Annotated in this window: 22 protein-coding genes; 12 read left to right on the top strand and 10 right to left on the bottom strand. The window is 59.3% G+C overall.

Annotated elements, in window-relative coordinates:
- Window positions 1-190: 190 nt before the first annotated feature.
- Window positions 191-436: a GlsB/YeaQ/YmgE family stress response membrane protein gene (locus JHD64_RS05775; RefSeq protein ID WP_059287247.1), complete on the top strand. Its 246-nt coding sequence runs from the start codon at window positions 191-193 to the stop codon at window positions 434-436.
- Between the two features lie 85 nt (window positions 437-521).
- Here JHD64_RS05775 and JHD64_RS05780 read toward each other — a convergent pair whose 3' ends face one another.
- Window positions 522-1217: a glutathione S-transferase N-terminal domain-containing protein gene (locus tag JHD64_RS05780; protein WP_059287248.1), complete on the bottom strand. Its 696-nt coding sequence runs from the start codon at window positions 1215-1217 to the stop codon at window positions 522-524.
- Window positions 1218-1477: 260 nt separating this feature from the next.
- Here JHD64_RS05780 and JHD64_RS05785 point away from each other — a divergent pair, with 260 nt between their 5' ends.
- Window positions 1478-1993 (top strand): chalcone isomerase family protein, encoded by a 516-nt coding sequence (locus JHD64_RS05785; RefSeq protein ID WP_146216022.1) that lies wholly within the window; start codon window positions 1478-1480, stop codon window positions 1991-1993.
- A 107-nt stretch (window positions 1994-2100) separates the two neighbouring features.
- Here the strand turns inward: JHD64_RS05785 and JHD64_RS05790 are convergent, their stop codons facing one another.
- The 4 genes from JHD64_RS05790 to JHD64_RS05805 all read right to left on the bottom strand — a co-directional run bounded on the left by JHD64_RS05790 (window position 2101) and on the right by JHD64_RS05805 (window position 8296).
- A complete protein-coding gene (locus JHD64_RS05790; RefSeq protein ID WP_199052564.1) occupies window positions 2101-2802 on the bottom strand; it encodes a hypothetical protein in 702 nt (233 codons plus the stop codon).
- A 1645-nt stretch (window positions 2803-4447) separates the two neighbouring features.
- Entirely contained in the window at window positions 4448-4738 is a 291-nt protein-coding gene (locus tag JHD64_RS05795; RefSeq protein ID WP_199052565.1) for a nucleotidyltransferase family protein, read from the bottom strand.
- Between the two features lie 441 nt (window positions 4739-5179).
- Window positions 5180-6913, bottom strand: a complete 1734-nt coding sequence (locus tag JHD64_RS05800) for a hypothetical protein (protein WP_199052566.1) — start codon at window positions 6911-6913, stop codon at window positions 5180-5182.
- Between the two features lie 30 nt (window positions 6914-6943).
- Window positions 6944-8296 carry a hypothetical protein gene (locus JHD64_RS05805; RefSeq protein WP_199052567.1) on the bottom strand — a complete coding sequence of 451 codons (1353 nt, stop codon included), beginning with the start codon at window positions 8294-8296 and terminating at the stop codon, window positions 6944-6946.
- 136 nt (window positions 8297-8432) lie between these two features.
- Here JHD64_RS05805 and JHD64_RS05810 point away from each other — a divergent pair, with 136 nt between their 5' ends.
- Complete coding sequence (locus JHD64_RS05810) at window positions 8433-8747, top strand: hypothetical protein (RefSeq protein WP_199052568.1); 315 nt, start codon at window positions 8433-8435, stop codon at window positions 8745-8747.
- Window positions 8748-8794: 47 nt separating this feature from the next.
- The gene (locus tag JHD64_RS05815; protein WP_059284806.1) at window positions 8795-9697 is read left to right on the top strand and encodes a GGDEF domain-containing protein; all 903 of its coding nucleotides are present in this window, start codon (window positions 8795-8797) and stop codon (window positions 9695-9697) included.
- Window positions 9698-9888: 191 nt separating this feature from the next.
- Here the strand turns inward: JHD64_RS05815 and JHD64_RS05820 are convergent, their stop codons facing one another.
- Complete coding sequence (locus tag JHD64_RS05820; RefSeq protein ID WP_199052569.1) at window positions 9889-12720, bottom strand: valine--tRNA ligase; 2832 nt, start codon at window positions 12718-12720, stop codon at window positions 9889-9891.
- A gap of 174 nt (window positions 12721-12894) precedes the next feature.
- Between JHD64_RS05820 and JHD64_RS05825 the strand changes: the two genes are divergently transcribed.
- A complete protein-coding gene (locus JHD64_RS05825; protein ID WP_059284804.1) occupies window positions 12895-14166 on the top strand; it encodes a diguanylate cyclase in 1272 nt (423 codons plus the stop codon).
- 65 nt (window positions 14167-14231) lie between these two features.
- Here the strand turns inward: JHD64_RS05825 and JHD64_RS05830 are convergent, their stop codons facing one another.
- Together JHD64_RS05830 and JHD64_RS05835 are read right to left on the bottom strand one after the other, a co-directional pair.
- Window positions 14232-14567: an SMR family transporter gene (locus JHD64_RS05830; protein WP_059284803.1), complete on the bottom strand. Its 336-nt coding sequence runs from the start codon at window positions 14565-14567 to the stop codon at window positions 14232-14234.
- A 2-nt stretch (window positions 14568-14569) separates the two neighbouring features.
- Entirely contained in the window at window positions 14570-15040 is a 471-nt protein-coding gene (locus JHD64_RS05835) for a multidrug/biocide efflux PACE transporter (protein ID WP_199052570.1), read from the bottom strand.
- Window positions 15041-15140: 100 nt separating this feature from the next.
- Here JHD64_RS05835 and JHD64_RS05840 point away from each other — a divergent pair, with 100 nt between their 5' ends.
- The 3 genes from JHD64_RS05840 to JHD64_RS05850 all read left to right on the top strand — a co-directional run bounded on the left by JHD64_RS05840 (window position 15141) and on the right by JHD64_RS05850 (window position 17671).
- Window positions 15141-16007, top strand: coding sequence for a LysR family transcriptional regulator (locus JHD64_RS05840; RefSeq protein ID WP_059284802.1), 867 nt, complete (start codon window positions 15141-15143; stop codon window positions 16005-16007).
- 125 nt (window positions 16008-16132) lie between these two features.
- Complete coding sequence (locus JHD64_RS05845; protein WP_199052571.1) at window positions 16133-16354, top strand: hypothetical protein; 222 nt, start codon at window positions 16133-16135, stop codon at window positions 16352-16354.
- Between the two features lie 753 nt (window positions 16355-17107).
- Window positions 17108-17671 carry a hypothetical protein gene (locus JHD64_RS05850; RefSeq protein WP_199052572.1) on the top strand — a complete coding sequence of 188 codons (564 nt, stop codon included), beginning with the start codon at window positions 17108-17110 and terminating at the stop codon, window positions 17669-17671.
- A gap of 1166 nt (window positions 17672-18837) precedes the next feature.
- Here the strand turns inward: JHD64_RS05850 and JHD64_RS05855 are convergent.
- The gene (locus JHD64_RS05855) at window positions 18838-19671 is read right to left on the bottom strand and encodes an SDR family oxidoreductase (RefSeq protein WP_199052573.1); all 834 of its coding nucleotides are present in this window, start codon (window positions 19669-19671) and stop codon (window positions 18838-18840) included.
- A 164-nt stretch (window positions 19672-19835) separates the two neighbouring features.
- Here JHD64_RS05855 and JHD64_RS05860 point away from each other — a divergent pair, with 164 nt between their 5' ends.
- The 4 genes from JHD64_RS05860 (at window position 19836) to JHD64_RS05875 (ending at window position 24235) form a co-directional block, all read left to right on the top strand.
- A complete protein-coding gene (locus JHD64_RS05860; protein ID WP_059284794.1) occupies window positions 19836-20069 on the top strand; it encodes an exodeoxyribonuclease VII small subunit in 234 nt (77 codons plus the stop codon).
- Window positions 20059-20955: a polyprenyl synthetase family protein gene (locus JHD64_RS05865; RefSeq protein WP_059284793.1), complete on the top strand. Its 897-nt coding sequence runs from the start codon at window positions 20059-20061 to the stop codon at window positions 20953-20955. Before JHD64_RS05860 ends, JHD64_RS05865 begins: the two co-directional genes overlap by 11 nt.
- Window positions 20956-20971: 16 nt before the next feature.
- Window positions 20972-22825, top strand: coding sequence for a 1-deoxy-D-xylulose-5-phosphate synthase (gene dxs, locus JHD64_RS05870; RefSeq protein ID WP_110313234.1), 1854 nt, complete (start codon window positions 20972-20974; stop codon window positions 22823-22825).
- 117 nt (window positions 22826-22942) lie between these two features.
- A complete protein-coding gene (locus JHD64_RS05875; RefSeq protein ID WP_199052574.1) occupies window positions 22943-24235 on the top strand; it encodes an MgtC/SapB family protein in 1293 nt (430 codons plus the stop codon).
- On the opposite strand, the gene JHD64_RS05880 is transcribed toward JHD64_RS05875, so the two are convergent.
- On the bottom strand, window positions 24232-24897 hold the full coding sequence (locus JHD64_RS05880; RefSeq protein WP_059284792.1) for a methyltransferase: 666 nt from the start codon (window positions 24895-24897) through the stop codon (window positions 24232-24234). The two genes, JHD64_RS05875 and JHD64_RS05880, sit on opposite strands and share 4 nt — an antisense overlap.
- Window positions 24898-25069 lie beyond the last annotated feature (172 nt).

The raw sequence follows: 25069 nt of genomic DNA on the forward strand, positions 1-25069 counted from the left end.
CCGGCCTGCCAGGCGCGGTATCGACGTCGGGCAGCGCACAGCAGCCAGCACAACCGGGGGCTTCCCCGGTTTTTTACGCCAGCACATTAAACAGATAGCAATAACTGTTTTCAAATATTGCAAGCAAACCGACAGCCTGCTAGGCTGCTGCCATCGGGTCAAGACAACCCGGACACACAGGGAGAAAAACATGCATCTCATCTGGTTTCTGCTGGTCGGCATCATCGCCGGCTGGTTGGGCGGCTTGCTGGTAAAAGGCGAAGGACTGGGCCTGTTCGGCGACATGGTGGTCGGCATCATCGGTGCCTACCTGGGAGGATTTCTGTTTCGCAGCCTGGGCATAGGAGCGGGCGACGGCATGGTGGGCAGCATCATCGTCGCCACCATTGGCGCCGTGGTGCTGCTGCTGATGGTCAGGCTGGTCAAACGCAGCTAGCGCCGGGCCGACCTGCGCAATGAAAATGGCCCGCACGGGCCATTTTTGTTTGCACTGCGATGCGCGGAGTGGAAAATCAGCCAGGCTACGGCACAAGCAGCCCACGCCCGACGGCCGGACGGGCGACAAAGGCCGCCAGCACGCGCTGCACCTCGGCAAAATCGCCATAGCCCACCAGATCACCCGCGCCATAGCGCTCCACCAGATTACGCACCCAGGGCAGGATGGCGATGTCGGCAATGGTGTAGTCATCGCCCATGATCCAGTGCTGCCCTTGCAACCGCGCGTCCAGCACCCCCAGCAAACGGCGCGACTCGGCCACATAGCGGTCGCGCGGGCGCTTGTCCTCGTACTCCTTGCCGGCGAAGGCATGGAAGAAACCCAGCTGGCCAAACATCGGCCCCACCCCACCCATCTGGAACATCAGCCACTGGATGGTTTCATAGCGCCGCGCCGGATCGGCCGGCAGGAATTGACCGGTTTTTTCGGCCAGATACAGCAGGATGGCGCCGGATTCGAACAAGGCCAGCGGCTGGCCGCCCGGACCATGCGGATCCAGAATCGCCGGAATCTTGTTATTGGGATTGAGTGACAGGAATTCCGGGCTGAACTGGTCCTGGCTGTCAAAACTGACCCGATGCGCCTCGTACGGCAAAGCGCACTCCTCCAGCATGATGGATACCTTCACGCCATTGGGAGTGGGCAGCGAATACAGTTGCAGCCGGTCCGGGTGGCTGGCTGGCCATTTGCGGGTAATCGGATAGACGGAAAGGTCGGTCATGACGGGGCCCTTGCACTGGGAAGATGGTGGGATCAAAGAATGGACTCAGACTAGAGTGTAAGGGGAAAGCCGCCCGCGCTTAATGCCAGGATATTGAACGCTGTGTTTTTGCAGCGGATCAGCCACCCGGCCCTGGGCAGACAAGGCAAAATGGCCGGCTGCAAGCAGACTGTCACAACAGCGCGTTAGCCTGTGGCGACCGGCCGCATCAACGCTGACCGGTTCATTCATGCCCTGTTTGTTCGACGACGGAGCCGCCCTTGCCACGTAGCCTGCTCTTGAGCCTGTTACTGCTGTGTTCCAGCCCTGCCCATGCCGACTGGTCGCAGGACATCACCCCCGCCCTGCTGGTCGGACAGGGTGACTACCAGTTTCTTGGCATGCCGATCTACACCGCCAGGCTATGGGTGGCGGAAAAGCCGTTCGACCCCGCCCACCGTTTTGCGCTCAGCCTGACCTATCACCACCACATCACCAAATCACGCCTGATCAACACCAGCCTGGATGAAATCCAGCGCATCCAGGGTGCCGCCCTGCCGGCAGAAAAGCTGGCCGCCTGGCGAGCAGCCCTGGAGCAGGCCATTGATGAGGTCGAGATGGGCGACAGCCTGACCGGCGTGTATCTGCCGGGCGTGGGGGTGAATTTCTACCACAACGGACGGATGACCGCGGCGATCAAGGACGCCGATTTTGCCCGGTCCTTTTTTGCCATCTGGCTGAGTGCCAAGAGCCGCGACACCAGCTTGCGCAGCCATTTGCTCGGATCGGCGCAATAAACCAGCCCAGCTGGGGATGGGGCATGGACGGAGCGCCCCCTCCACCACCTGCGCAGCAGGGCCGGAGCGGGACGCGGCATGCAGGCACAGCCATGGCCGGCCAGCCCTCAATCCGATGGCGCGGACACCCCCTGCTCCGCCGCCTGTACCTGCCACGCCCGCTTCTCCATGCGCCGGGCCAGCTGCTGATGGCAAGCTGCTGCCAGTCTCAACAAGTCGACATTATTGGCCGACAAGCCATTGGGCCGGGCAATCTGCCTGGCCAGCGCCTGCAAGGGCTGCACCTGGCAGTCCAGTGCCAGCAGGCGCCCATGTGCATGGCGAGAGCGGTGATGCGGGGTGTAGTGCAGTGTCAGCAGCCAGTGCGAATGCTGCCAGCCTTGTGCTTGTTCCAGTACCGCGCGCAGGATGGCATGGCTGATATGCTGGCCGGCCTCAACCGACAGGGCCAGCGCCTGTTCCAGCCGTGGGGTGGCAAGCTTGCCCTGCGCCAGCGCCGGCAGGACTTGCCGGTTCAGCCAGCGCAGCAGGCGCTGTGCCGCAGGTTGGCGGCTGCGGCTCAGGGTGTGTTGCAGGGCGGGCAATGGCCAGCATTGCAGTTTTTGTTCATGGCCGCGCCGGGGCAGCCAGTGGCTTTGCGGGTGCAGTTGCTGCTGGATGTGTTTTCCCAGGCGTGGGCCGATCACCGTCCTGATGTCGGCGGCGGCGAGGTAGCCGTGTTGTTGGTGCAGCAGCAGGCGGACGGGTTTGCCGAGGTAGTAGAGGGTGAGGGGTGGTGGGGGCTGCGTGGTTTTGTTGTCTGCGGACATGGCGAGTCTCCGTCAATGCGGTGATGGATGATTTCCAATCCGGATAATGTCAGGTCGCCAAACCCGGTTGCGCTGTTGAGGTGCAACGCGTCAAGGCTAAACAGCGCGGCCGGGAGCGGCAAGGTTAGATGGCCGCAGAAACACTGGCAAGATGTGCAGGTCGAGACTGTATCCGCGGTGCGGATGATGCTTTGCATTGCCGCTGCCACGCGGCGGACGGGAAAGAGGGCTTGCCTGGCCAAGCCCTCCTTCACCTCCAAGGCCACCCCACAAGCATGGCCTGCGGCTACCCGCCGGGGCCTGACCGCGGCGAGGCGCGCCTGAACTCGCGATTTGCTAACGTCAAATCGCTCAAACAAAGCAGGCGCTTAAGACCTCGCCCCGGCCACCCGTCGGCATGCTTGACGGGGCCCATGGGCGCGTTGGTGCGGTGGTTTCTCAGATCACACCGACTTGTATTTATCACTAGGCAATCGTCCCGACATCCTGTTTTCATTTCCCCATTAAAACCTCTGTCGAGGGGAACGGGTCCCGTCAGCGCGAGCCGACACAGACGTGCCGCCCAGGGTATTAAGCGGTCGGCTGTCCGCAGCGGCGCGACGCTAGCGCGCCGCAAGTTCCGGCCGCGCCCTGGGCGGCATGGCTGGGGCGGGAATTCGACGCGCTGCGGGTCGCCTTTTCTTTGGGTACTTTCTTTTGGCGAAGCAAAAGCAAAGTACCTCGCCGGCGGGGCGAGACCCGCGAAGTTGTCTTTGTCTTTGATTTTTAAGGGCCGCTGTTGATGCACAAAGGGCAAGAATCCGCTCACGCGGATGATGTTTTACCTGCCGCTTCCGCGCGGCGGACGGGAAAGAGGGCTTGCCTGGCCAAGCCCTCCTTCACCTCCAAGGCCACCCCACAAACATGGCCTGCGGCTGCCCGCCGGGACCCGACCGAGCCGAGGCGCGCCTGAACTCGCGATTTGCTAACGTCAAATCGCTCAGACAAAGCAGGCGCTTAAAACCTCGCCCCGGCCACCCGTCGGCATGCTTGACGGGGCCCGTGGGCGCGTTGGTGCGGTGGTTTCTTTTATGGCCACTGGTGACATCTGGTTTAGCCCATATTTCCCGCGAATTTCTCTGATTTTCCTTATTAAAACCTTTGCGGGTAGTAACCGGTCCCGTCAGCGCAAGCCGGCCCAGACTTGCCGCTCAGGGTATTAAGCGGTCGGCTGTCCGCAGCGGCGCGACATTAGCGCGCCGCAAGTTCCGGCCGCGCCCTGGGCGGGATGGCTGGGGCGGGAATTCGACGCGCTGCGGGTCGCCTTCTCTTTGGGTACTTTCTTTTGGCGAAGCAAAAGCAAAGTACCTCGCCGGCGGGGCGAGACCCGCGAAGTTAAACGCAGTGGGGCTGGAGGAAAATCGGGTTGCCATTGCCAAGTAAAACAGGCTTTGCATCCGCTCCCGAGGATGATGTTTTACCTGCCGCTTCCGCGCGGCGGACGGGAAAGAGGGCTTGCCTGGCCAAGCCCTCTTTCACCTCCAAGGCCACCCCACAAGCATGGCCTGCGGCTACCTGCCGGGACCCGTGGGCACGTCGGTGTGGTGGTGCTAGTTGGCAGCCTGCCGGATGTGCGTAAGGTAATCGGGTAAGCGGTAGTCTGCGCTCATACCGGCTGCGCCTCAGCCAGTACCTGGTTGCGGAATTGCAATGGCAGATCAGCAGGGGTCAGCAGGTCGACATGCAGACCGAGCAGCGACTCCAGCTCCACTTGCAGGCCGCCAAGATCGATCAGCGTTGCGCCAGGCAAGACATCCACCAGCAAGTCGATGTCACTGCCTTCCTGGTCGGTGCCATGTACTACCGAACCAAAAACGCGCGGGTTGGCAGTCGGAAAACGGGCCACTGTTTCACGTACTGCGACACGCTTCATCTTCAGTGCCATGGAGGGGCGCATGGGCATCCTTTCTGATCGAATGCAGATGAAATGTTCAGCGATCAACCATAGCACTCCAAGGACTATTTGCCACCCTTGTAACATCATCACCTGATTGCCTGTCGCCTGAAGCTGCGCGGCTTCTGCCAAGTCTAGTGCTGACGTTAAAAGCAAAAAAGCCCACCGTTACGGTGGGCTTTGCCTGCGGGATAAAGCCGATCAGGCCAGCTTGGCCACCTGCGCATCCGCTGCCCTCGATCAGGCGGGCAGCAGCTTGCAACAAGTGATGAAATCCGCCAGCACGGCATCGCTGGTTGCGTTTTACTGGCCACGCTCAATAATCAGACGATCTTGTTGGCGCTGCATTTTCTGCATGGGCAATCATTTCAAAAAAATTTTTACCGATGGCGCTTTATATTCGAGCCATCATCATGGCAATTCAAATATAGGTAATCGGTGGCATCATGATTTTGGCTTGATACGCTTCACATTGGCAGTTTCTGTATCATCAAGATACTCACCTTCAAAGCCAAATCCATTTGGGAGAATGGTCTTGCCGAAGCCATTCTTCTTACCATCCTTCCAGGCCCCGGTATAAAAGGAGCCACTTTTCCAAGTGTAAGTACCCTGCCCATTGAATACGCCTCGGTCAAAGTGCCCGACATAGCGGTCGCCAGAACTCAAGTCCAGCTGCCCTTGCCCTTGGGGTGCACCATCAACAACATCCCCCTGGTAGCGGTTTCCATTTCGAAACAGGATGGCGCCAACACCTGTTGCGTGATCATCGACCCAATCCCCATCATAAATCTGCCCGTTTTTCCACTCCAGGCGGCCTTTTCCGCTACGCATTCCTTGAATAATCCGGCCACGGTAGATATCTCCGTCGGGAAATTCGATGACACCGCTACCAGTCACCTTGCCACCATCACTGTGAAAATCACCCTGGAATTTAACATTGTCGACCACGGTAAGTGGCGTATTGTCCGTTACCACCGGGGCATTGACTTTTTCGGGGATGGATACTGTTTGTGGCGCCGGCATCTCGACGATTTTGGCACTCACTTTGGCAGGAGCAGACAATGACGCCTTGTTGTCTGGCACAGGGAGGGTCGGGGCTGCTGTCGGTGCGGTAATTTCCGTCACCTGCACAGCCGGCGCCGGTGGCAATGGACGATGTTTGCCAAGCTCGGTGATTGCCGTAATGGGAAGTGGCGTCGCACGCTCTTTCGCAATACTGTCGGCATTCAGCTTGGCCTGCTTTTGGGGTTCACCCTTGCATAAGTCAACAGCTTCACGCCACAACACCTCGGCCTTGTTCATCAGCAGTTCACGTTCGGCATAGACTGCAGAGGACATCTTTGCCTGATTGAGCAGTTTCGTTGCTTCTGCTGCATCGGCCCATTGGGGTGCGCAATATTGCGCGTTACTGGCTTCAAGACTGCTGCTCTCTATTTCCTTTTTGGCCATCTGGTTGCGCGGGCCACTGCAGTTGTCTGCCACCCGGTTCCATGCCATGTGGAGCTTGTTGTACAACATGATGCTCTCTTCATGTCGTCTGTCTTTTTTGGCTTGCCGGGCCAAATCACCAATCGCCACTGCATTTTTATAGGCATTTTCACATGCCGGTGAATCTGCCAGTAATTCGGCATTTTCCTTGCGCGCCTGCTGCGCTGCGCGCAAGCTGCTTACCGCTGATTCATGGTAACTTCCGGTGCAGTTTTCGACTGCGGTTTGCCAGCTATTCTCGGCACTGACCAGTAATTTATCGAGAAAACGTGGGTCTTTGTTTTCACGACGGGCGGCACTAGTCTGCAAATCCAGATCAAACCCGTGGTCGATCGCCTCATCGCAAGTATGCTGGCGATTGATTGCTTCTTTTACTTGCAGCAGTTCAGCTTTGACCTGGGTTTCAAGTACATGGGCCTGATCGGTGAATGCCGGGCACTGCTGCACGAAACGTTGCAGCGCGTCGGCACTGGTCGAATAAAGCTCCTGGCTTTCTTTCCAGCGCTTTGCCACGACCATACCCTGTGCGCGATCAACGCCGGTATGTATGTCTTGCAGAAGTAGCACGCATTGTTGTGCCTGATCGTCTGCGGCTGCCGTTTTGTTATCCATATCACTGACAGAAACCGCTTCGGCATGCAAGGATGTGGAGAAGATGAGTCCAAAGAAGGCTAGTCTGATACGCGACATGATGGCAATTCAGTTGAATGGATAAAATGATTATTTTCCTGCATCCGGCATCTCGAGCAGGGCATGAGTCGCATCGGCAGGTAATGTGGTCGCAGCAGGCAGCATAGTGTCTTCATACGTTTTTACCGGATTGGCTTCCGGCATATCGCCAACGAGAAGTGGAATATTATCTTTTTGCCCCCCGCTGATAACTGACTTCAATTCCGCTTCACCATTTTTTGATTTGACAAAACTATTCAGACTATCAAGGCGGGATTTGTCCAGGATAAAGGGATTATGAATATAATTATGGCTGAAAAGCTTGTAATGCAGGCTTGCCCCGGACATCTGGTCTGCATGCAATTGTGACATGCGGGTATAAGCCCAGGCATCTGCATCATCAAAGCTCGTTGCGGCCACGCGATCCATCAGGTCGACAGCAAAGCCTTCACGCGCGATGTAGGATTCTGCAACGGTACTTGCCGTCTGGGTGGCTACCTTTTTACTGATCTCGGCGGCTGTCTTTTCCAGGTAGGCCTTGGCCGCTGCTTCTGCAGCCTGCTTGGCAGCCTCGGTGGCAGCCTGTTTGGCGATTTCGTTTGTCGCGGCCTGTGCCGCTGCCGAACTCGCTTGCGCCATGATCTGTGTCGATGCGGCTTTACCAGCCTGATAGATCGCACCTCCTGACATGGCCAGACTTGCAACGGTGATGGTCTTGTCGATGACCCAGCGTGCCGCGGCGTAGCTCTTCATTCTTGTCCCGCCCTCCTCGGAGACTCCTTGCCCCCACACCACCATCCACAGTGCTTCATCCTCGGTGAGCGCGGGGTTGAAAATCTCCAGTGGGTAGACAATTTTTTCCCAGTGAAAGCTTTGACTGTAAGGGGCAGTCGGGGGCGCCAGCCGGATCAGGCCACGGCATACCTGTACCGGATTGATGGTGATGGTCTTGCCTTTATCCGTCACGACGGGAAATGCAGAGCCATCCTCGCGCAAGGCTTCCAGCTTTTTCAGCATTTTTTCCGAGTCATCGGTATGGTAGCCATCCAGCTGGGTCAGTTTGTCACCAATGGCCAGTCCGCTTGCGGGAGCGGCACCAACGACGGTCAGCCGCTCGTCGACATTCAGTCCACGTACCCACGCCACACGATCTGTCTTGTCCTCGACCAGGTAGCTGCTGGCAACACTGAAGGGTAATTCCCAGCGCTTTGCGCACTGTTGGTCGTTCATGGTGGCTGATCGGACAATCGCCGGGCGCAACACCCGTTCGCCTTGGCCATATAGTTTGATGTTGGACAGCAGTTGCTGATTGACCTTTCTTCCGTCATCAACGGTGTAGGCAGTTGAACTGCATGCAGCAAGCAGGATTGTCGAACAAAGAGAGGCAAGACTCAGGTATTTCATGGTGCAAGGCAAAGTTCTGTTTGGCATATTCTAACCACAAATGCATTGGCTATCGCATTTTTGACATTAATTTAGGCAAACGCATCTGCAGTGCTTGCCCCACCCGTCAGGGCAGGGCTATCCCTATCCAATCCCCATGATCGTCAAACCACACAAACAAACCCGCACAACACCAGCCATTCGCGAAGAAACCCGCAACGCGACTGCAGCCCTGGCTGTACAGGCCGTGCGCTGCAGATCCGCGCACAAAGCCACTTTGTGCCAGATGCATCTGCCCGCACCGGACGAAGATAAACAGAAAGTCATCAATCAGAAGCGTTGGAGCTCCTTGCCGTCGCCACGGGAACTCACGACCAGCCATGGTCCAATCGCTCAGACAGCCAGCCGCGGTCTCGCCGCAATGATGGGCCTGTTGAAACATCCAGGAATAAACCGTGCATTTATGTTTTGATTTGACTAAGGTGTCACTTATTGCAAGTCACGCAGAAGAAGTGCTTCATGATCAACATTGAGCAGATGGCCATCATTCTTGATACCTTGCCAGACCCTGCCTTTATTCTGTCCCGCAGTGGAAAATACGTTGCGGTATTTGGTGGTCGTGACAAGCGCTATTATCACGATGGCTCCGGCCTGGTTGGTCTGTACATTTCGGATTTGATCAAGCCCGCCAAGGCCAACTGGTTTCTGGAGCAGATTGCCCGGGCACTGGAGTCCAGAAAACTGCTCATCGAAGAATACGAATTGAGCAATAGCGATGTGCAAGGTCTGCCCGATGATGGCCCGGCCAAACCGATCTGGTTCGAAGGACGCATTCAGGCCCTGAGTTTCCCGGTTGAGGGCGAAGAGGTGGTGCTCTGGGTTGCCAGTAATATTTCAGAGCGTCACGAGCTGGAAATCAGACTGCGGGAGCTGGGCGAAACCGACCAGCTTACCGGCCTGTTCAATCGCAGAAAGCTGCAGCATGACCTGACCCTGCACTACAAATCCTATGTACGGGCTGCCGTACCCACATCCATCCTGATGTTCGATCTTGATAATCTCAAAAGGGTTAACGACAGCAAAGGACATCATGAAGGTGATGAGGCCATCCGGGTAGTCGCCCATATTTGTCGCCAGGCACTCCGCGAAAATGATGGCGCCTACCGCTTTGGTGGTGATGAATTTGTGATTACCTTCCCCGATACCGGGCTGGAGCAGGCCATGCAGCTGGCCAGACAGATACACGAGCTATCCAGGAAACAGTTGAGCCGCTTCCTGGTGGATGATGCTGTTGTGACCGTGAGCATGGGTATCACGACCATCATGCAGGAAGATCGCTCATACGAAGATGCGATTAGACGGGCCGACCTGGCTCTGTACCAGGCCAAAAACGGCGGAAAGAACCGGATTATTCCGGCCTGAGCCACCTCCCCGGCCAGTCATGGTTTTTTGCCGGCAGGTGCGCGTGGCTAATCCTGCCACAACAGGCATATTGGCCACCCCAGCCACATCAGCCGCTCTTGCTCCTTCTGAGCCAACAGCAATCCCCTGCCCCATTGCAGCCACAAAAAAGCCCACCGTTACGGTGGGCTTTGCATGCGGGATAAAGCCGATCAGGCCAGCTTGGCCAGCTGACCCTTCACCTTCTCCATCTTGTCGTTCAGCTCGGCCAGTTGTGCCTTGTCGCGTTCCACCAGATGCGCCGGGGCCTTGTCGACATAGCCCGGCTTTTCCAGCTTGGCGCTCAGCTTGGCCAGCTCGGCCTCCAGCTTGCCCAGCTCCTTGGTGAGGCGGGCCGTTTCGGCGGCCTTGTCCACTTCCACCTTCAGCATCAGGCGGGCGTTGCCGGAAATGGCGACTGGCGCGTCGTCTGCCGGCAGGGCGGCAACAATGCTGCCCTCGGTCAGGCGGGCCAGCAGCTTCAGGTAAGGGATGAAGTCCGCTACCGCAGCATCGCTGGTTTCAATGAACAGCGGCGCCTTGACGGCCGGGCCGATGCCCATTTCGCCACGCAGGTTGCGCACCGCGTTCACCATGTCCTTGAAGGCATCCATGCGCGCGTTGGCTGCGGCATTGATCTTCTCCGGCACCGCCACCGGCCATTGCGCCAGCATGATGGAGTCGGTGTGCTTGGCATTGGCCAGCGGGGCCACGGTCTGCCACAGCTCTTCGGTGATGAAGGGCATCAGCGGGTGAGTCAGGCGCAGGGCCACTTCCAGCACGCGCACGATGGTGCGGCGGGTGGCGCGTTGCTGGGCTTCGTTGCCGTTTTGCAGCTGCACCTTGGCCAGTTCCACATACCAGTCGCAGTATTCGTTCCAGATGAATTCGTAAATGATCTGGGCGGCCAGGTCGAAACGGTAGGTTTCCAGCGCATTGGTCACGTCGGCTTCGGCCTGTTGCAGGCGGCCGATGATCCACTGGTCGACAAAGCTGTATTCCAGCGGCAGGCTTTCATCCTGGCCGCAGTCCTTGCCTTCCACATTCATCATCACAAAGCGGGTGGCGTTCCACAGCTTGTTGCAGAAGTTGCGGTAGCCTTCTGCCCGCTTGAAGTCGAAGTTGACGCTGCGGCCCAGGGTGGCGTAGCTGGCCATGGTGAAACGCAGGGCGTCGGTACCATAGGCCGGAATGCCTTCCGGGAACAGCTTTTCGGTGGCCTTGGCAATGGCCGGGGCTTTTTCCGGGCGACGCAGGCCGGTGGTGCGTTTTTCGATCAGCGGTTGCAGGGCGATGCCGTCGATCAGGTCTACCGGGTCGATCACATTGCCCTCGGACTTGGACATCTTCTTGCCTTCGTGGTCGCGCACCATGCCGTGGATGTACACGTCGCGGAACGGCACCTTGCCGGTGAAGTGCTTGGTCATCATGATCATCCGGGCTACCCAGAAGAAGATGATTTCATAACCGGTCACCAGCACATTGGAGGTGACAAAGGCGTTCAGCTCTGGCGTTTCTTCCGGCCAGCCCAGGGTGGAGAACGGCACCAGGGCGGAGGAGAACCAGGTGTCCAGCACGTCCTGTTCGCGGCGCAGCGTCTTGCCCGGGGCTTGTGCCTGGGCTTCGGCTTCGCTGCGGGCGACGATGATGTTGCCGTCTTCGTCGTACCAGGCCGGAATCTGGTGACCCCACCACAGCTGGCGGCTGATGCACCAGTCCTGGATGTTGTTCATCCACTGGTTGTAGGTGTTGACCCAGTTTTCCGGGATGAAACGCACTTCGCCGGACTGTACCGCGTCGATGGCCTTGGCGGCGATGGACTGGCCGGTGGGGTCGGGCTGGCCGTTCTTGTCCACGGCGACCTTGTCCATGGCGACAAACCATTGGTCGGTCAGCAGGGGTTCGATGACGGAGCCGGTACGGTCGCCACGCGGCACCATCAGCTTGTGCGGTTTGGTGTCCAGCAGCAGGCCCTGGGCTTCCAGGTCGGCCAGCATGGCCTTGCGGGCGGCGCTGGTGCTGAGGCCGGCATAGGCGGCCGGCAGGTCGATGCTGCCTTGTACCGAGCCGTCGAAGCCGAATACCTGGGCACGGGCCAGCATGGTGGCTTCCAGGCTCATCACATTGATCAGCTGGGTGTTGTGGCGCTTGCCCACCTGATAGTCGTTGAAGTCGTGCGCCGGGGTGATCTTGACGAAGCCGGTGCCAAAGGCGGCATCCACGTAGTCGTCGGCGATCACCGGGATGGTGCGGCCGGTCAGCGGCAGTTCCAGCTGCTTGCCCAGCAGGTGCTGGTAGCGTTCGTCGCTGGGGTTGATGGCCACGGCCACGTCGCCCAGCAGGGTTTCCGGGCGGGTGGTGGCCACGGTGACAAACTCGTCGCTACCGACTACCGGGTATTTGATGTGCCACATATGGCCGTCTTCTTCCTCGGAAACCACTTCGAGGTCGGAGATGGCGGTGCCCAGTTTCGGGTCCCAGTTGGACAGGCGCTTGCCACGGTAGATCAGGCCTTGCTCGAACAGGCGCACGAACACTTCGGTCACCACTTCGGCGCGCACGTCGTCCATGGTGAAGTACTCACGGCTCCAGTCCACCGAGCAGCCCACGCGGCGCATCTGGCTGGTAATGGTGCCGCCGGATTTTTCCTTCCATTCCCACACCTTGGCGGTAAACGCGTCGCGGCCCATGTCGTGGCGGTTGATGCCCTGCTCGGCCAGCTGGCGTTCCACCACGATCTGGGTGGCGATGCCGGCGTGGTCGGTGCCGGGAATCCATACCGTGTTGTCGCCCTTCATGCGGTAGTAGCGCGTCAGGCCATCCATGATGGTCTGGTTGAAGGCGTGACCCATGTGCAGGGTGCCGGTGACATTGGGCGGCGGCAGCTGGATGGCAAAGGAAGGCTTGGTGGTGTCCATGCTCGGCTTGAAATAGCCGGCCTGTTCCCATTGGTCGTACCAGCGACGTTCGATATCGCCCGGTTCAAAGCTCTTGGCAAGTTCCATGGTGGTGAATGGTGCGTCTTATGCTGAAAAAATGGGTTGATTATACCCTTTTTTGCGGTGTTCTCCGAGCCGCTAGCAGCGGGCATTTGTTGCTGGTTTAACACAAGCTTTACTGACAGATAGTCTGGCTTCGTCAATAATGCGGAAATCTATCTTGACGGACAGCAATTCACCATGAGCACGGCCGCCCCGCGCATTCTCGTGATCGAAGACAGCCTGATGCTGATCCGTCCGCTATGCCGGATGGTCAACAAGCAGGGCTTTGTCGCGGTTCCCGTCACCAGCATGGCCGAAGTCCGCCAGGCACTGGCGGACGACCCGCGGTTCATGGCTGCCGTGGCGGATTATTGTCTGCCGGACGCGCCCAACGGCGAAGTGCTGCCGCTCTTGCTGGAAAACCGCATTCCCACCGTGGTGCTGACCGCGCATAACGACATGCAGACGCGTGAACGCGTGCTGTGCATGCCGGTGGTGGACTACATCCCCAAGGAAAGCCCGTCCGCCTTTGAATACGTGATGAAGATGCTGCGCCGCATCCGCATCAATCCCGGCATCAAGGTGCTGGTGGTGGACGATTCGCAGGCGGTGCGCCAGTTCTTGCGCTTGCAGCTGGAGCGCCATCTCTATCAGGTACTGGAAGCCGCCGATGCCGAAGAGGCGCTGGGCATACTGCGGCACGAATCCGGCATCAAGCTGGTGCTGACCGATCACGACATGCCGGGCATGGACGGGGTACGCATGACCAGCACGGTGCGCCGCTTCCTCGACCACACCCGCCTGGCCATCATCGGCATTTCCGGCAGCCAGGACCCCACCATGACCGCCCGCTTCATCAAGGCCGGGGCGGATGACTATCTGCAAAAGCCCTTCAATTACGAAGAATTCTTCTGTCGCGTCACCCGTAACGTGGAATTTGTGGAAAACCTGCAAGCGCTGCAGGAATCCGCCAACAAGGACCCGCTGTCCGGCCTGTCCAACCGTCGTCATTTTTTCGAGCAGGTGGCCAGCCTACGCCACAACTACAGCGTGGCGGTGCTGGACATCGACCTGTTCAAGCGCATCAACGATGGCTTTGGCCATGATATCGGCGACCAGGTGATCTGCCAGACGGCGCGCTTGCTGGAATCGTTTTTCCCGGACGACATCATCGCCCGCTTCGGTGGCGAGGAATTTGTCATCCTGGCACAGCCGCTGGACGCCCCCGACATGCTGCGCCAGCTGGACAAGCTGCGGCGGGCGCTGGCCAATCTCAGCATCAGCACCCCACTGGGCGATCTGCGCTTCACGGTCAGCATCGGCATGGCCGCCGCCGAGGAAGCCGATATCAGCACCCTGCTGAAACAGGCCGACAACTATCTGTACCAGGCCAAGCACAATGGCCGCAACCAGGTATGCGGCGGCATCATCGACCAGACCAGCGACCCGGCCTCCGTGGCATCGGCATGAAAAAAGGGGGAAGTCCCCTCCCCCCTTTCACCCCTGGCCGTGCGGCAACCGCCGCCGCACGCCGCTCAATGACTGGCCGACTTGGAAAACAGGTTCAGCACCAGCACCCCGCCCATGATCATGCCAATGCCGATCATGGCCGGCACATCCAGCTTTTGCCCGTATAGCTGCCAGGCCACCAGCGACACCAGCACGATGCCCACGCCGGACCAGATGGCGTACACCACCCCCACCGGCACATGACGCAGGGTCAGCGACAGCATGTAAAAGGAAATCATGTAGCCGATGGCCGTGACCAGCGACGGCCCCAGCCGGGTAAAGCCCTCGGTCAGCTTCATCGACGAGGTGGCCACAACCTCGGACAGAATGGCGACCGCCAGGAACATCCACGCATTATTCATCATCACTCTCCTGCAACGCCCTCGGCGCGAAGCCGGGCAGTATGCCTGCGCTGCATGACACGCAGACGAATCCGGTCGTAAGCCAGATTGAACACATAGGTATAGGGCAGGAAGAAGGCAAAAAAGCCCAGGTCCAGCAAAAATGCCTGCCACAGCGACACCGCCAGCCACCACGCCGCCAACGGCACCAGCATCACCACCAGCCCCCCTTCGAACAGCAAGGCATGCGCGCTGCGGACCCACACCGTACGTGTCAGCCCCCAGCGCCGTTCCGCTCGCTCGAACAGGGCGTTGAACAGCATGTTGAACAACATGGCCACGCTGGACATCATCAGTGCCAGCACGCCCATATGAGCCAGGCCGGTATCCATCACCAGCGAGGCCAGCGGCACCAGCAGGATCATGGCGCACAGCTCGTACAGCACGGCATGGAAAATCCGCTCGCTGACAGGCTTGTCGTGTTGTGTCTGCATGGTGTTTTCTCCGGCGAATACTGCGGACTGGTTCTGATCGGGTGACATTGTGATTGGTTTGACGGATAGTTAAAAAATAAAACCCATCGGAAAGTCCGATATGTCACTGTCACTAGACGCCATCGCCGCCTTCAGCAGCGCCGCCGAACTGGGCTCCTTCTCCGCCGCCGCCCGCCGCTTGGGCAAGAGCCAGTCCACCATCAGCGAAGCCATTGCCAATCTGGAAATCGACCTGGGTGTCAGCCTGTTCGAGCGCAGCGGACGCCAGCCGGTACTGACCCCGGCCGGCCAGCAATTGCTCAGCCATGCCCGCCAGCTACTGGATGCCAGCGATGCGCTGGGCCGGGTGGCCGGCCTCCTGGGCGGTGGGCTGGAGCCACGGCTGACCATTGTGCTGTCCGACACCTTCCAGTCGCAGGCGCTGGAGCAGATGCTGCGGCGTTTCGAGCAGCAGTTTCCGGCACTGGAACTGGAAACACTGGTAGCAGAAAAGGAAGACGTGATCGACTTGGTGGAAAGTGGCCGTGCCCAGCTCGGCTTTGTCTCGGGCCTGGCACGCTATCCGGCCGACATCGGCCATTACCCCATGGCAGATGCCAGCCAGAGCAATCTGTATGTGGCCAGTGGCCACCCGCTGGCGACACTGCCGGAAGTCAGCCGCGAACAACTGGCAGCCGAGCGCGAGCTGCGGCTGAACACCTATTACGGCCCACCCAGCGCCACGCTGAGCGCACGCTGCTGGTCCGCCCCCAGCTATCTGCTGCTGCTGGAAATGACGCGGCTGGGTTTTGGCTGGGCCGAACTGCCCTGCTGGCTGGCAGTCAACTTTGGCGGAGATGAACTACAGGCGCTGAATGTGGCCGGCTGGCCCAAGTCAGTCCGGGTGGACCTGGTGTGGTCGCACGCCCGCCAGCCCGGCCGGGCCGCGGCCTGGGTGCTGGCGCAGTTGATGGGGACGGGGGGATAGCGGGTGTGACAAAGCCAGGTGGGCTGCGTCCTGTAAACCAAGTGCCGGTATCGACTTGTCAGGCAGCACGCTGGGTAGCTGGATTCCTGATCAGGGACAAGAAAGTTTTATGCCAATGAGTTAGCATGGCTGCTACCGGCCAGGAGCTGACCTTCGATGGCCATGCCGCAAAGCAGTCACTCATACAAACTGTCATTTGTAGAGAAATTTTACCTAAAAATTACAATAATTTAATCGGTTATGGAAAATGCCAATCAATGCCATTTTTTCAAGTTTCTACAAGAGCCTTTTTTTTATTTCTATTCTTGCTTCAATTGCAATATTCTTTTCAATACTTTCCAATGTGATATTTATTGATTTCTTGAGAGTAAACCCGAACAGATCTCAACTTCACGCTGCCTCACTGCCATTCATCTTTCTGCCTATTGTTTTGATATGTAATGTCTTGGCCACAGGGGTTGTCTTTTCATTTTCTCAATTATTTCAAGCGGTCATTACCAATCATTTTATCAAAAAAAATCAGCGGCATGCGCTATATTCTTCGGCACTGGCAATTCCTTTTTCCGCAGTTTTTTCGTGGTATTGCTATGATTACTTAACACCTACCGATTTCAATTTAGGAATCAATACAGACTCAAGCTGGACACCATACCAGCATGGCATGACTGTTAGTCGTTATTTCGTAATGCTATGCTTGCAATCATGCGTAACCTTTTTTAGCATCTTCCGGTTCAAATTTGAAATTGAAGCACGCCATAAGCATGCAAAATACTTTCTTTTTGCAATGGTTTGCTTGTCGTGTTTTGCTGGAGTGGCACTGGAGGTAATAAAGAGAGTGTAAAGACCGTTAAACGTCCGCCTCCCATACGTGCCAACTTCCACTTAGAATCGGCTGCTGCTGTGTGGTTAGTGACTGTAGTCGGCCAAGAGCCCCACCGGGAAATTGCCACATAGTTGCCCTTCGCGCTGTCCGTACGATTGCAGATTGAGAAGGGGACCGGCATCCATCAATCTCCCTGACATTCATAAACTTACAGGCTGTGCTAGCGTGTACGTGTTATTGAAAATAACGATGATGTTTCAACAACTGAATAACTGTTATGCGCAACCTACTGTTCGTCATAGTCTTGGCACTCACACAAGCTGCGGAAGCAGCATCACATGGCGAAGTCATTCAAGCCGAGTCGACCATCAGCCCCCAGCTCGGGAAATTTCGCTTTGAGTTAAGAAGCCTTGGTGCCTCTCCATACAAGCTCTGGGAATCGACGCCTGCTGAACTTGTGGTCTATCGCCAATCTGGCGAGGTACTTCAAAAACTGCCACTGGACGTAGAAATTTCTTCACCTTGGTTCGAGTTCGTCGACCTAAACGGCGATGGCTACGTCGATTTATTGGTTTACAACGCTTGTGCTGGATTTGCCCTGTGCGCAGGCCCTACAAGGGCAGCTGACGTCTTGATTTTTGCACCAAAGCTTGGCCGCTTTGTTAAGAGCAAAACGTTGTCCGGCCGAGGAGAAATTACCAAGTCAAAAGCCAAAGGGTGCGTAGTTGCCAACTACAAGAGTGGCCTTGCCGGTTATACAGACGAGGAGTGGTGTTTCGACATTAAAACCGGGCGCTGGAAAATGGTCGGTTCGTCCGGAGGCGAAGCAGATGATGAGTGAATCAAGAAGACATAACCTTGCGCTCCACCGGACCTGCTCGAAAACCCAGGAAATCCTGCAAAATGGACATCCTCCTCACGTTGAGCCTCGTCATTGAAGGTGGTTCCATTGAGATTGAAATATGCGTTGGCTTTCTTTGTCTCGGGCCTTTTTTCGCTGAACGCCAGTGCTGATTTTTGCCCGAAACAAGGCGAGCCCATCGTTACGATGCCATACAAAATGTGGATGATTTGCCACGCAGCGACCGTGCTTGTGTATGGGGAACGCAACCCTGAGGAGTACGAGTCATGCCTTGGTGATACTCCATTTGCCAAGGAGCAGGTTTTCTACGTAAGCAAAGACATGAAGCGCTTGCCCTTGCCTACGGTCAATTCTCTATTATCGGCCAAGGATAGTTTTAAGGCCCGGCTATGGTTTGTCGGAGACAGTGACCCAACGAGTGTCAAGTGCGAAGGTTCGAACAGTATCTCAGTAACGTTCTGGAGTGGTGGAAACTGCACCAAATGCACTCGAACGGTTGAGTACGTATTCACCTCTGATGGCAGGCTTCAGAGTGCAACCCTGAAATGATTGCCGCTCGAGGTCCATGCAATACACCTGGCATGCTCGGAAATTCATTCAGGTGGCTGAATTTGAACATTCCTGAACGTCTGCTTTATCAATGGCTCAGGGACAACTTAGGGTCGTAAGCAGAAGTTCCACTTTCAGTAGTTTTGATTCGGCACACGAAGCCACCCGCATCGTCTGATTCTCTACCGCACCAACGCCACCCACGGGCCCCGTCAAGCATGCCGACGGGTGGCCGGGGCGAGGTCTTAAGCGCCTGCCCTGTCTGAGCGATTTGACGTTAGCAAATCGCGAGTTCAGGCGCGCCTCGCCGCGGTCAGGCCCCGGAGGGAAGCCGCAGGCCATGCTTGTGGGGTGGCCTTGGAGGTGAAGGAGGGCTTGGCCAGGCAAGCCCTCCTTCCCGTCCGCCGCGCGGAAGCGGCAGGTAAACCATCATCCGCGGGAGCGGATACTAGCACGGTGTTGTTCGCCGCAAGAGATAAAGGCACAACTACGATATCAGGCAGCCATCCGCACCAACAGACGTAAACTCAGCCCCTTGGCGTGCCGCGCCACACTGATGCAAGCGCTGGCAGAGGCAGCCGGATGGCCGCCCGCCATTACACCGCCTTGCGCAGCGCCCAGTCGAAAGCCCGCGTCGGCAACACCCGGCGCAAGAACCAGAACAGCTTGGTGGGTGTGGTCACGCGGTAGCGCGCGGCCGGGCGTGCCACGGTAATGGCGCGCCATACCGCCTCGGCCACGGCGGTGGCCGGCAGGGTAAAGGGGGCGGCGTGGCCTTCCTTTTTCAGCCGCACCAGCTGGCTTTGGTATTCCTCGCGATGCACACTGCCCGTCACATCGACATTTTTCAGGAAGCGCTGCAGGGCATTGGGGCGGAAGCGGCTTTCAATCGGCCCCGGCTCCACCAGCGACACAAAAATGCCGGTGCCGTGCAGCTCCTGACGCAAGGTGTCGCACAGGCCCTCCATGGCGAACTTGCTGGCGTTATAGGCACCGCGCCAGCGCATGGCGGCAAAGCCCAGAATGGAACTGTTATAGATGATGCGGCCATGGCCCTGGGCGCGCATGATGGGCAACACGGCATTGGTCAGCTCCCACGGCCCGAACAGATTGGTCTCGAACTGTTCACGCATGGCCTGGCGATGAATGTCTTCCACCGCGCCCGGCTGGCCAAAGCCTGCATTATTGAACAGCGCATCCAGCCGGCCACCGCTGCGGCGCAATACCTCGGCCAAGCCCTGGCGAATGGACTCGCTGTCAGTCACATCCAGCGGCAGGCTCTCCAGCCCTTCGGCTTGCAGCCGGGCCACATCGTCGGCACTGCGGCAGCTGGCAAACACCCGCCAGCCGCGCTGCTGCAACAGTTTTGCCGTGTGGTAACCAATGCCGCTGGAGCAGCCGGTAATCAGAATGCAGGGGTGGGCGTGCACCGGAATTCCTTCTCATGTTCGGACAGACAGCCGGCACCCTACACCATCCGCCCGGCCTTGCTAAAGCGCTTTCGCTGCCGCGCTCACGCCTGACAAAGTTATCGTGTTGCCGGAGAAATGGAATAAAATGGCCGACTACCTGATTTTGCAACAAGGAAAACGCCATGGCGAAATCCGCCAAAGCCCCGGCCAGCTTTGAAACCGCACTGGCCCAGCTGGAGGACATCATCCAGGCGATGGAAGGCGGCGACCTGCCGCTGGAGTCTGCGCTCACCTCGTACAAGCAAGGCATCGAGCTGATCAAGTTCTGCCAGGGCAAATTGTCCGACGCCGAGCAGCAGCTGAAAATTCTGGAAAACGACGAACTCAAACCGCTGGACCTCAGCAATGGCCAATGAATCCTTCATCGGCTGGATGACGCAGATCCAGCAAACCATGGAAACCGCGCTGGAGCGTTTTCTGCCCTCCGCCGACAGCCTGCCGCAACGCCTGCATGAAGCCATGCGCTATGTCACGCTGCAGGGCGGCAAACGGGTGCGCCCGCTACTGGTGTTTGCCGCTGGCGAACTGAGCGGCGCCAGTACCGAGAACCTGGCCCGCGCCGCGGCCGCAGTGGAGATGATCCACGCCTATTCGCTGGTGCACGACGACCTGCCCTGCATGGACGACGATGTGCTGCGCCGTGGCAAGCCCACCTGTCATGTGGCGTTTGACGAAGCCACCGCCCTGCTGGTGGGCGATGCACTGCAGACGCTGGCCTTCGAACTGATCTCCACCCCCATGCAAGGGGTCAGCCCGGCCGCCCAGCTCAGCCTGTGCCACACCCTGGCACGCGCCTCCGGTCATGGTGGCATGGCCGGTGGCCAGGCCATCGACCTGGCCAGCGTCGGCCAGCAGCTGAACCTGCCCGAGCTGGAATTCATGCACATGCTGAAAACCGGTGCACTGATCCGCGCAGCGGTGATGCTGGGCGCACAAGCCGGCAAGCCGCTGTCGACCGCCCAGACCGAACAGCTGGACATCTTTGCCAAACGCATTGGCCTGGCCTTCCAGGTGGTGGACGACGTGCTGGACTGCGAGGCCGACACCGCCACGCTGGGCAAGACCGCCGGCAAGGATGCCGCCAACGACAAACCGACCTATGTCAGCCTGATGGGACTGGCCGAAGCCAAGCAGTTCGCCCGCGAACTGTGCGCCGAAGCCTTTGCCGCACTGGAAGGCTTCGGACCGGATGCCGACCGCCTGAAACAACTGGCCGACTATATCGTAGCCCGCTCGTTTTAACCGCAGAAGAACAACAATGACCCCGCTGCTCGACACCATCCACCTGCCCTCCGACCTGCGCGCCCTCAGCCGCCAGCAACTGCCGCAACTGGCCACGGAACTGCGCGCATTTCTGGTCGACACGGTCAGCAAGACCGGCGGCCACTTTGCCTCCAACCTGGGCAGCATCGAGCTGACCATCGCCCTGCACTATGTGTTCAACACGCCGGACGACAGGCTGGTATGGGATGTGGGCCACCAGACCTATCCGCACAAGATTCTCACCGGCCGTCGCGAACGCATGGGCAGCATGCGCCAGCAAGGCGGGCTGGCCGGCTTCCCCAAGCGCGAGGAATCGCCCTACGACACCTTTGGCGTGGGTCATTCCTCCACCTCCATCGGTGCGGCACTGGGCATGGCGGTAGCCGCCAGGCTGCAGGGGCTGGAGCGCAAGTGCGTGGCCATCATCGGTGACGGCGCCATGACGGCCGGCCAGGCTTTCGAGGCGCTGAACAATGCCGGAGCGATGGATACCGACTTGCTGGTCATCCTCAACGACAACGACATGTCGATTTCGCCCAATGTCGGCGCGCTGAACAATTATCTGGCCAAGCTGATGTCCGGCCGCTTTTATGCCGCCATGCGCGAAGGCTCCAGCAAGGTGCTGGGCATTGCCCCGCCGCTGAAGGAAATCGCCAGCAAGGTGGAAGAACACGTCAAGGGCTTCTTCACCCCCGGCACCCTGTTCGAAGAGTTTGGCTTCAACTATATCGGGCCCATCGACGGCCACGATATCGATGTGCTGGTGGACACGCTCAAGAACATCCGCAGCCTGAAAGGGCCGCAGTTCCTGCATATCGTCACCAAGAAGGGCCACGGCTACAAGCTGGCGGAGAACGATCCGGTCAAATACCACGGCGTCACCAAGTTCGACCCGGCCAACGGCCTGGCCGGCAGCAAGAGCGGCGGCAAGCCGCAATACACCCAGGTGTTTGGCGACTGGATCTGCGATATGGCCAAGCTGGATGCACGCCTGGTGGGCATCACCCCGGCCATGCGCGAAGGCTCCGGCCTGGTGCGTTTCGAGAAGGAACACCCGGAGCGCTACTTCGACGTGGCGATTGCCGAGCAGCATGCCGTGACCTTTGCCGCCGGCCTCGCCTGTGACGGCGCCAAGCCGGTGGTGGCGATCTACTCCACCTTCCTGCAGCGCGGCTACGACCAGCTGATTCACGATGTGGCACTGCAAAACCTGCCGGTGCTGTTTGCCATCGACCGTGCCGGCCTGGTGGGAGCGGACGGCCCCACCCACGCCGGCGCCTTCGACATCTCTTTCCTGCGCTGCATTCCCAATATGACGGTGATCACCCCGTCCGACGAAAACGAATGCCGCCAGCTGCTGTATACCGCCTTCCAGCTGGATAGTCCCAGCGCCGTGCGCTACCCGCGCGGCGTGGGTCCGGGTGCGGAAATCCAGCAGGAAATGAGCGCGTTGCCGCTGGGCAAGGGGGTGCTGCGCCGCAGCGGCCAGGGCAAGGTGGCGATACTGGCCTTTGGCAGCATGGTGGCGCCGGCACTGGCCGCGGCCGAGGCACTGGATGCCTCGGTAGCCGACATGCGCTTTGTCAAACCGCTGGACACGGCCCTGATCCGCCAACTGGCCGACACGCATGACTACATGGTCACCGTGGAAGAAAACGTGGTGATGGGTGGTGCCGGTTCCGGCTGTCTGGAAGCCATGCAGGCCATGGGCATCGTCAAGCCGGCCTTGCTGCTGGGCCTGCCGGACGACTATGTCGAACATGGCGACCCCACCGTGCTGCTGGCCGATTGCGGCCTGAACGCCGCCGGCATCGAAGCCAGCATCCGCAGCTGGTTGCCGCAGCAGTAAACGCCGCCGGGCAGAGGGTGCAGTACCGCTGGGGCAAGACGCGCCAGCGCAGACAATAAAGCAGAACGGCCCGCAACCGGGTGTGGTGAGCGGTGCCAGACAGCATAAGGGGAAGTCATGGGGGGAATTGATCTGGCAACCTGGCTGAACCTCAGGGGCAGCCCGTTCGAGGCGCTGCCGCTGTTTGTCACCAGCCTGGCCATCGGCCTGCTGATGGGGGTGGAACGCGAACGCAAGCATCACACCCTGGCCGGCATCCGCACCTTTCCGCTGATCGCCATCCTCGGCACGCTGACCGCCATGCTGGACGCCCCCGCCCACGGCGTGCTGCTGCAAACCGTGGGCCTGCTGGCCGTGGCCAGCCTGGGTTTTCTGCCCGAACACAGCGGCGAGCCGGACAAAACCGAACCGCGCACCACCACGGTGGCTTCGCTGCTGGTGATGTATTGCCTGGGCGCGCTGGTATGGCACGGTTATGGCGGCGTGGCCGTGGCGGTGGGTATTGTTGCCACTGCCCTGCTTTATCTCAAGCCGGAACTCACCGGCCTCACCCACAAGCTGGAGCGGCGCGACCTGCTGTCGCTGCTGCAGTTTGCCGCGCTGTCCTTCATTGTGCTGCCACTGCTGCCCAACCGCACCTTCGGCCCCTACCAAGCAGTCAATCCGCACCAGGTATGGCTGATGGTGACGCTGATTGTCGGCATCAGCCTGTCCGGCTATCTGGCGGTGAAGCTGCTGGGCCAGCGCGTGGGCGGCCCCTTGCTGGGCATACTGGGCGGTCTGGTGTCCTCCACCGCCACCAGCCTGATCTACGCGCGTGAGGCGCGTGCCAATCCGCAGTCCATCCAGCTGGCCACCGCCGTCATCCTGCTGGCCAATCTGGTGCTGTTCGTACGGCTGATGCTGCTGGCCGCCGTGGTGCAAACCAGCGTGCTGCCGGCGGTGCTGTGGGTGCTGCTGCCCGGCCTGCTGTGCGGGCTGGCCTGCGCCCTGCTGCAATTGAAGCGCCGCCAGAGCGAGCAGCAACAGCCGGACCTGAGCCTGAGCAATCCGTCCGAAATGAAGCTGGCATTGGGCTTTGGTGCCATGTTTGCGCTGGTGATGTTCTGCGCCGCCTGGCTGAATGCCGAATTCGGCAGCAAGGGCGTGTATGTGGTGGCGCTGATTTCCGGCCTGAACGATGTGGATGCCATCTCGCTGACCGCTTTCAACCTGTTCGGTGAAAGCAGGCTGGATGGTCAGCAGGTGGCCACCACGCTGGCCCTGGCCATCACCGCCAACAACACCTTCAAGTTCGGCCTGATCGCCAGCCTGGGCGGTGCCACACTGGCCCGGCGCTGCCTGCCCACCCTGCTGGCCGCCAGCCTTGGCATGCTGGGCGGCCTGCTGGTGCTGGGCTGGGGCAGCTAGGCCGCCATGCGCTGGCGCGACAGGCGCACAATGCAGCCCTTGTAAGCCTCACCGCTTTCCATCCGGCCTGGCGCACGCTGGCTGTCAAAGCCATAGCCCAGCGCTGCCATTTCGCGGCAGAAACCGGCGCGGTTGCCACGGTCGGGGTCGACGATGATGACCTCGGCCGCAGTATTGGCATGGCTGTCGATAAAGTGGGCCAGCTGGCCCGGCTGCTGGCGTTCGTACAGCACGTCGCTGCCGATGATCAGGTCGAAACGTCCCAGCTCCGGATTGCAGCCACCCCAGTCGCCCGCCTGGTATTCCAGCGGTGACAAATCATTCAGCAGCAGGTTTTCCCGCAAAAAATCCGGGCTGCGCGGATGCCAGTCGGTGACGGTGACATCGCCATCGCGGCGGTGCACCACCATGCTGGCCAGCGCCAGCCCGGCACCGATTTCCAGCACGCGCAAGCCGGCCAGCGGCTCACTATGCATCAGCAGGGCCAGTACGCGGGCCGATGGCCACAACAGGCCGAACAAGGGCCAGCTGGCCGGCGAGATGCCACGCTGTTCGGCCTCGCCCAGCGGGTCGGCGTATTGCTGGGAATCCAGCAGGGAACGAATGAGATAATCGGTGCCGCCAACGGACACCGTTTGCTGCTTGGTCAGATAGCCGGGCATGCCGGGACGCCTTTACGCAAGGGAAACTGGGTTGCACTGCAGGAAACGTTCTGATCGAACGGGCAGTCACTTCCGGAATCACTCGGGCAAGGGGCATGCGGGGACGAAAAGGCAGTCGGATACCGCGCCCCCGTCCTGGCAGCGCGGCTGAAACCGGGTTCAGGGTAACATC

The organism is Aquitalea sp. ASV15, from assembly GCF_016429115.1.
In the GTDB taxonomy this organism is placed as follows: Bacteria; Pseudomonadota; Gammaproteobacteria; order Burkholderiales; family Chromobacteriaceae; genus Aquitalea; species Aquitalea magnusonii.

Excerpts from the sequence above, each read along its gene's own strand:
- JHD64_RS05795 (WP_199052565.1), bottom strand. The coding sequence starts at position 4,738 with ATGCGCCCCTCCATGGCACTGAAGATGAAGCGTGTCGCAGTACGTGAA.
- JHD64_RS05830 (WP_059284803.1), bottom strand. The coding sequence starts at position 14,567 with ATGAATAATGCGTGGATGTTCCTGGCGGTCGCCATTCTGTCCGAGGTT.
- JHD64_RS05875 (WP_199052574.1), top strand. The coding sequence starts at position 22,943 with ATGGGGGGAATTGATCTGGCAACCTGGCTGAACCTCAGGGGCAGCCCG.
- JHD64_RS05805 (WP_199052567.1), bottom strand. The coding sequence starts at position 8,296 with ATGAAATACCTGAGTCTTGCCTCTCTTTGTTCGACAATCCTGCTTGCT.
- JHD64_RS05860 (WP_059284794.1), top strand. The coding sequence starts at position 19,836 with ATGGCGAAATCCGCCAAAGCCCCGGCCAGCTTTGAAACCGCACTGGCC.
- JHD64_RS05840 (WP_059284802.1), top strand. The coding sequence starts at position 15,141 with ATGTCACTGTCACTAGACGCCATCGCCGCCTTCAGCAGCGCCGCCGAA.
- JHD64_RS05775 (WP_059287247.1), top strand. The coding sequence starts at position 191 with ATGCATCTCATCTGGTTTCTGCTGGTCGGCATCATCGCCGGCTGGTTG.
- JHD64_RS05810 (WP_199052568.1), top strand. The coding sequence starts at position 8,433 with ATGATCGTCAAACCACACAAACAAACCCGCACAACACCAGCCATTCGC.
- dxs (WP_110313234.1), top strand. The coding sequence starts at position 20,972 with ATGACCCCGCTGCTCGACACCATCCACCTGCCCTCCGACCTGCGCGCC.
- JHD64_RS05780 (WP_059287248.1), bottom strand. The coding sequence starts at position 1,217 with ATGACCGACCTTTCCGTCTATCCGATTACCCGCAAATGGCCAGCCAGC.
- JHD64_RS05825 (WP_059284804.1), top strand. The coding sequence starts at position 12,895 with ATGAGCACGGCCGCCCCGCGCATTCTCGTGATCGAAGACAGCCTGATG.
- JHD64_RS05845 (WP_199052571.1), top strand. The coding sequence starts at position 16,133 with ATGGCTGCTACCGGCCAGGAGCTGACCTTCGATGGCCATGCCGCAAAG.
- JHD64_RS05820 (WP_199052569.1), bottom strand. The coding sequence starts at position 12,720 with ATGGAACTTGCCAAGAGCTTTGAACCGGGCGATATCGAACGTCGCTGG.
- JHD64_RS05815 (WP_059284806.1), top strand. The coding sequence starts at position 8,795 with ATGATCAACATTGAGCAGATGGCCATCATTCTTGATACCTTGCCAGAC.
- JHD64_RS05865 (WP_059284793.1), top strand. The coding sequence starts at position 20,059 with ATGGCCAATGAATCCTTCATCGGCTGGATGACGCAGATCCAGCAAACC.
- JHD64_RS05850 (WP_199052572.1), top strand. The coding sequence starts at position 17,108 with ATGCGCAACCTACTGTTCGTCATAGTCTTGGCACTCACACAAGCTGCG.
- JHD64_RS05800 (WP_199052566.1), bottom strand. The coding sequence starts at position 6,913 with ATGTCGCGTATCAGACTAGCCTTCTTTGGACTCATCTTCTCCACATCC.
- JHD64_RS05880 (WP_059284792.1), bottom strand. The coding sequence starts at position 24,897 with ATGCCCGGCTATCTGACCAAGCAGCAAACGGTGTCCGTTGGCGGCACC.
- JHD64_RS05835 (WP_199052570.1), bottom strand. The coding sequence starts at position 15,040 with ATGCAGACACAACACGACAAGCCTGTCAGCGAGCGGATTTTCCATGCC.
- JHD64_RS05790 (WP_199052564.1), bottom strand. The coding sequence starts at position 2,802 with ATGTCCGCAGACAACAAAACCACGCAGCCCCCACCACCCCTCACCCTC.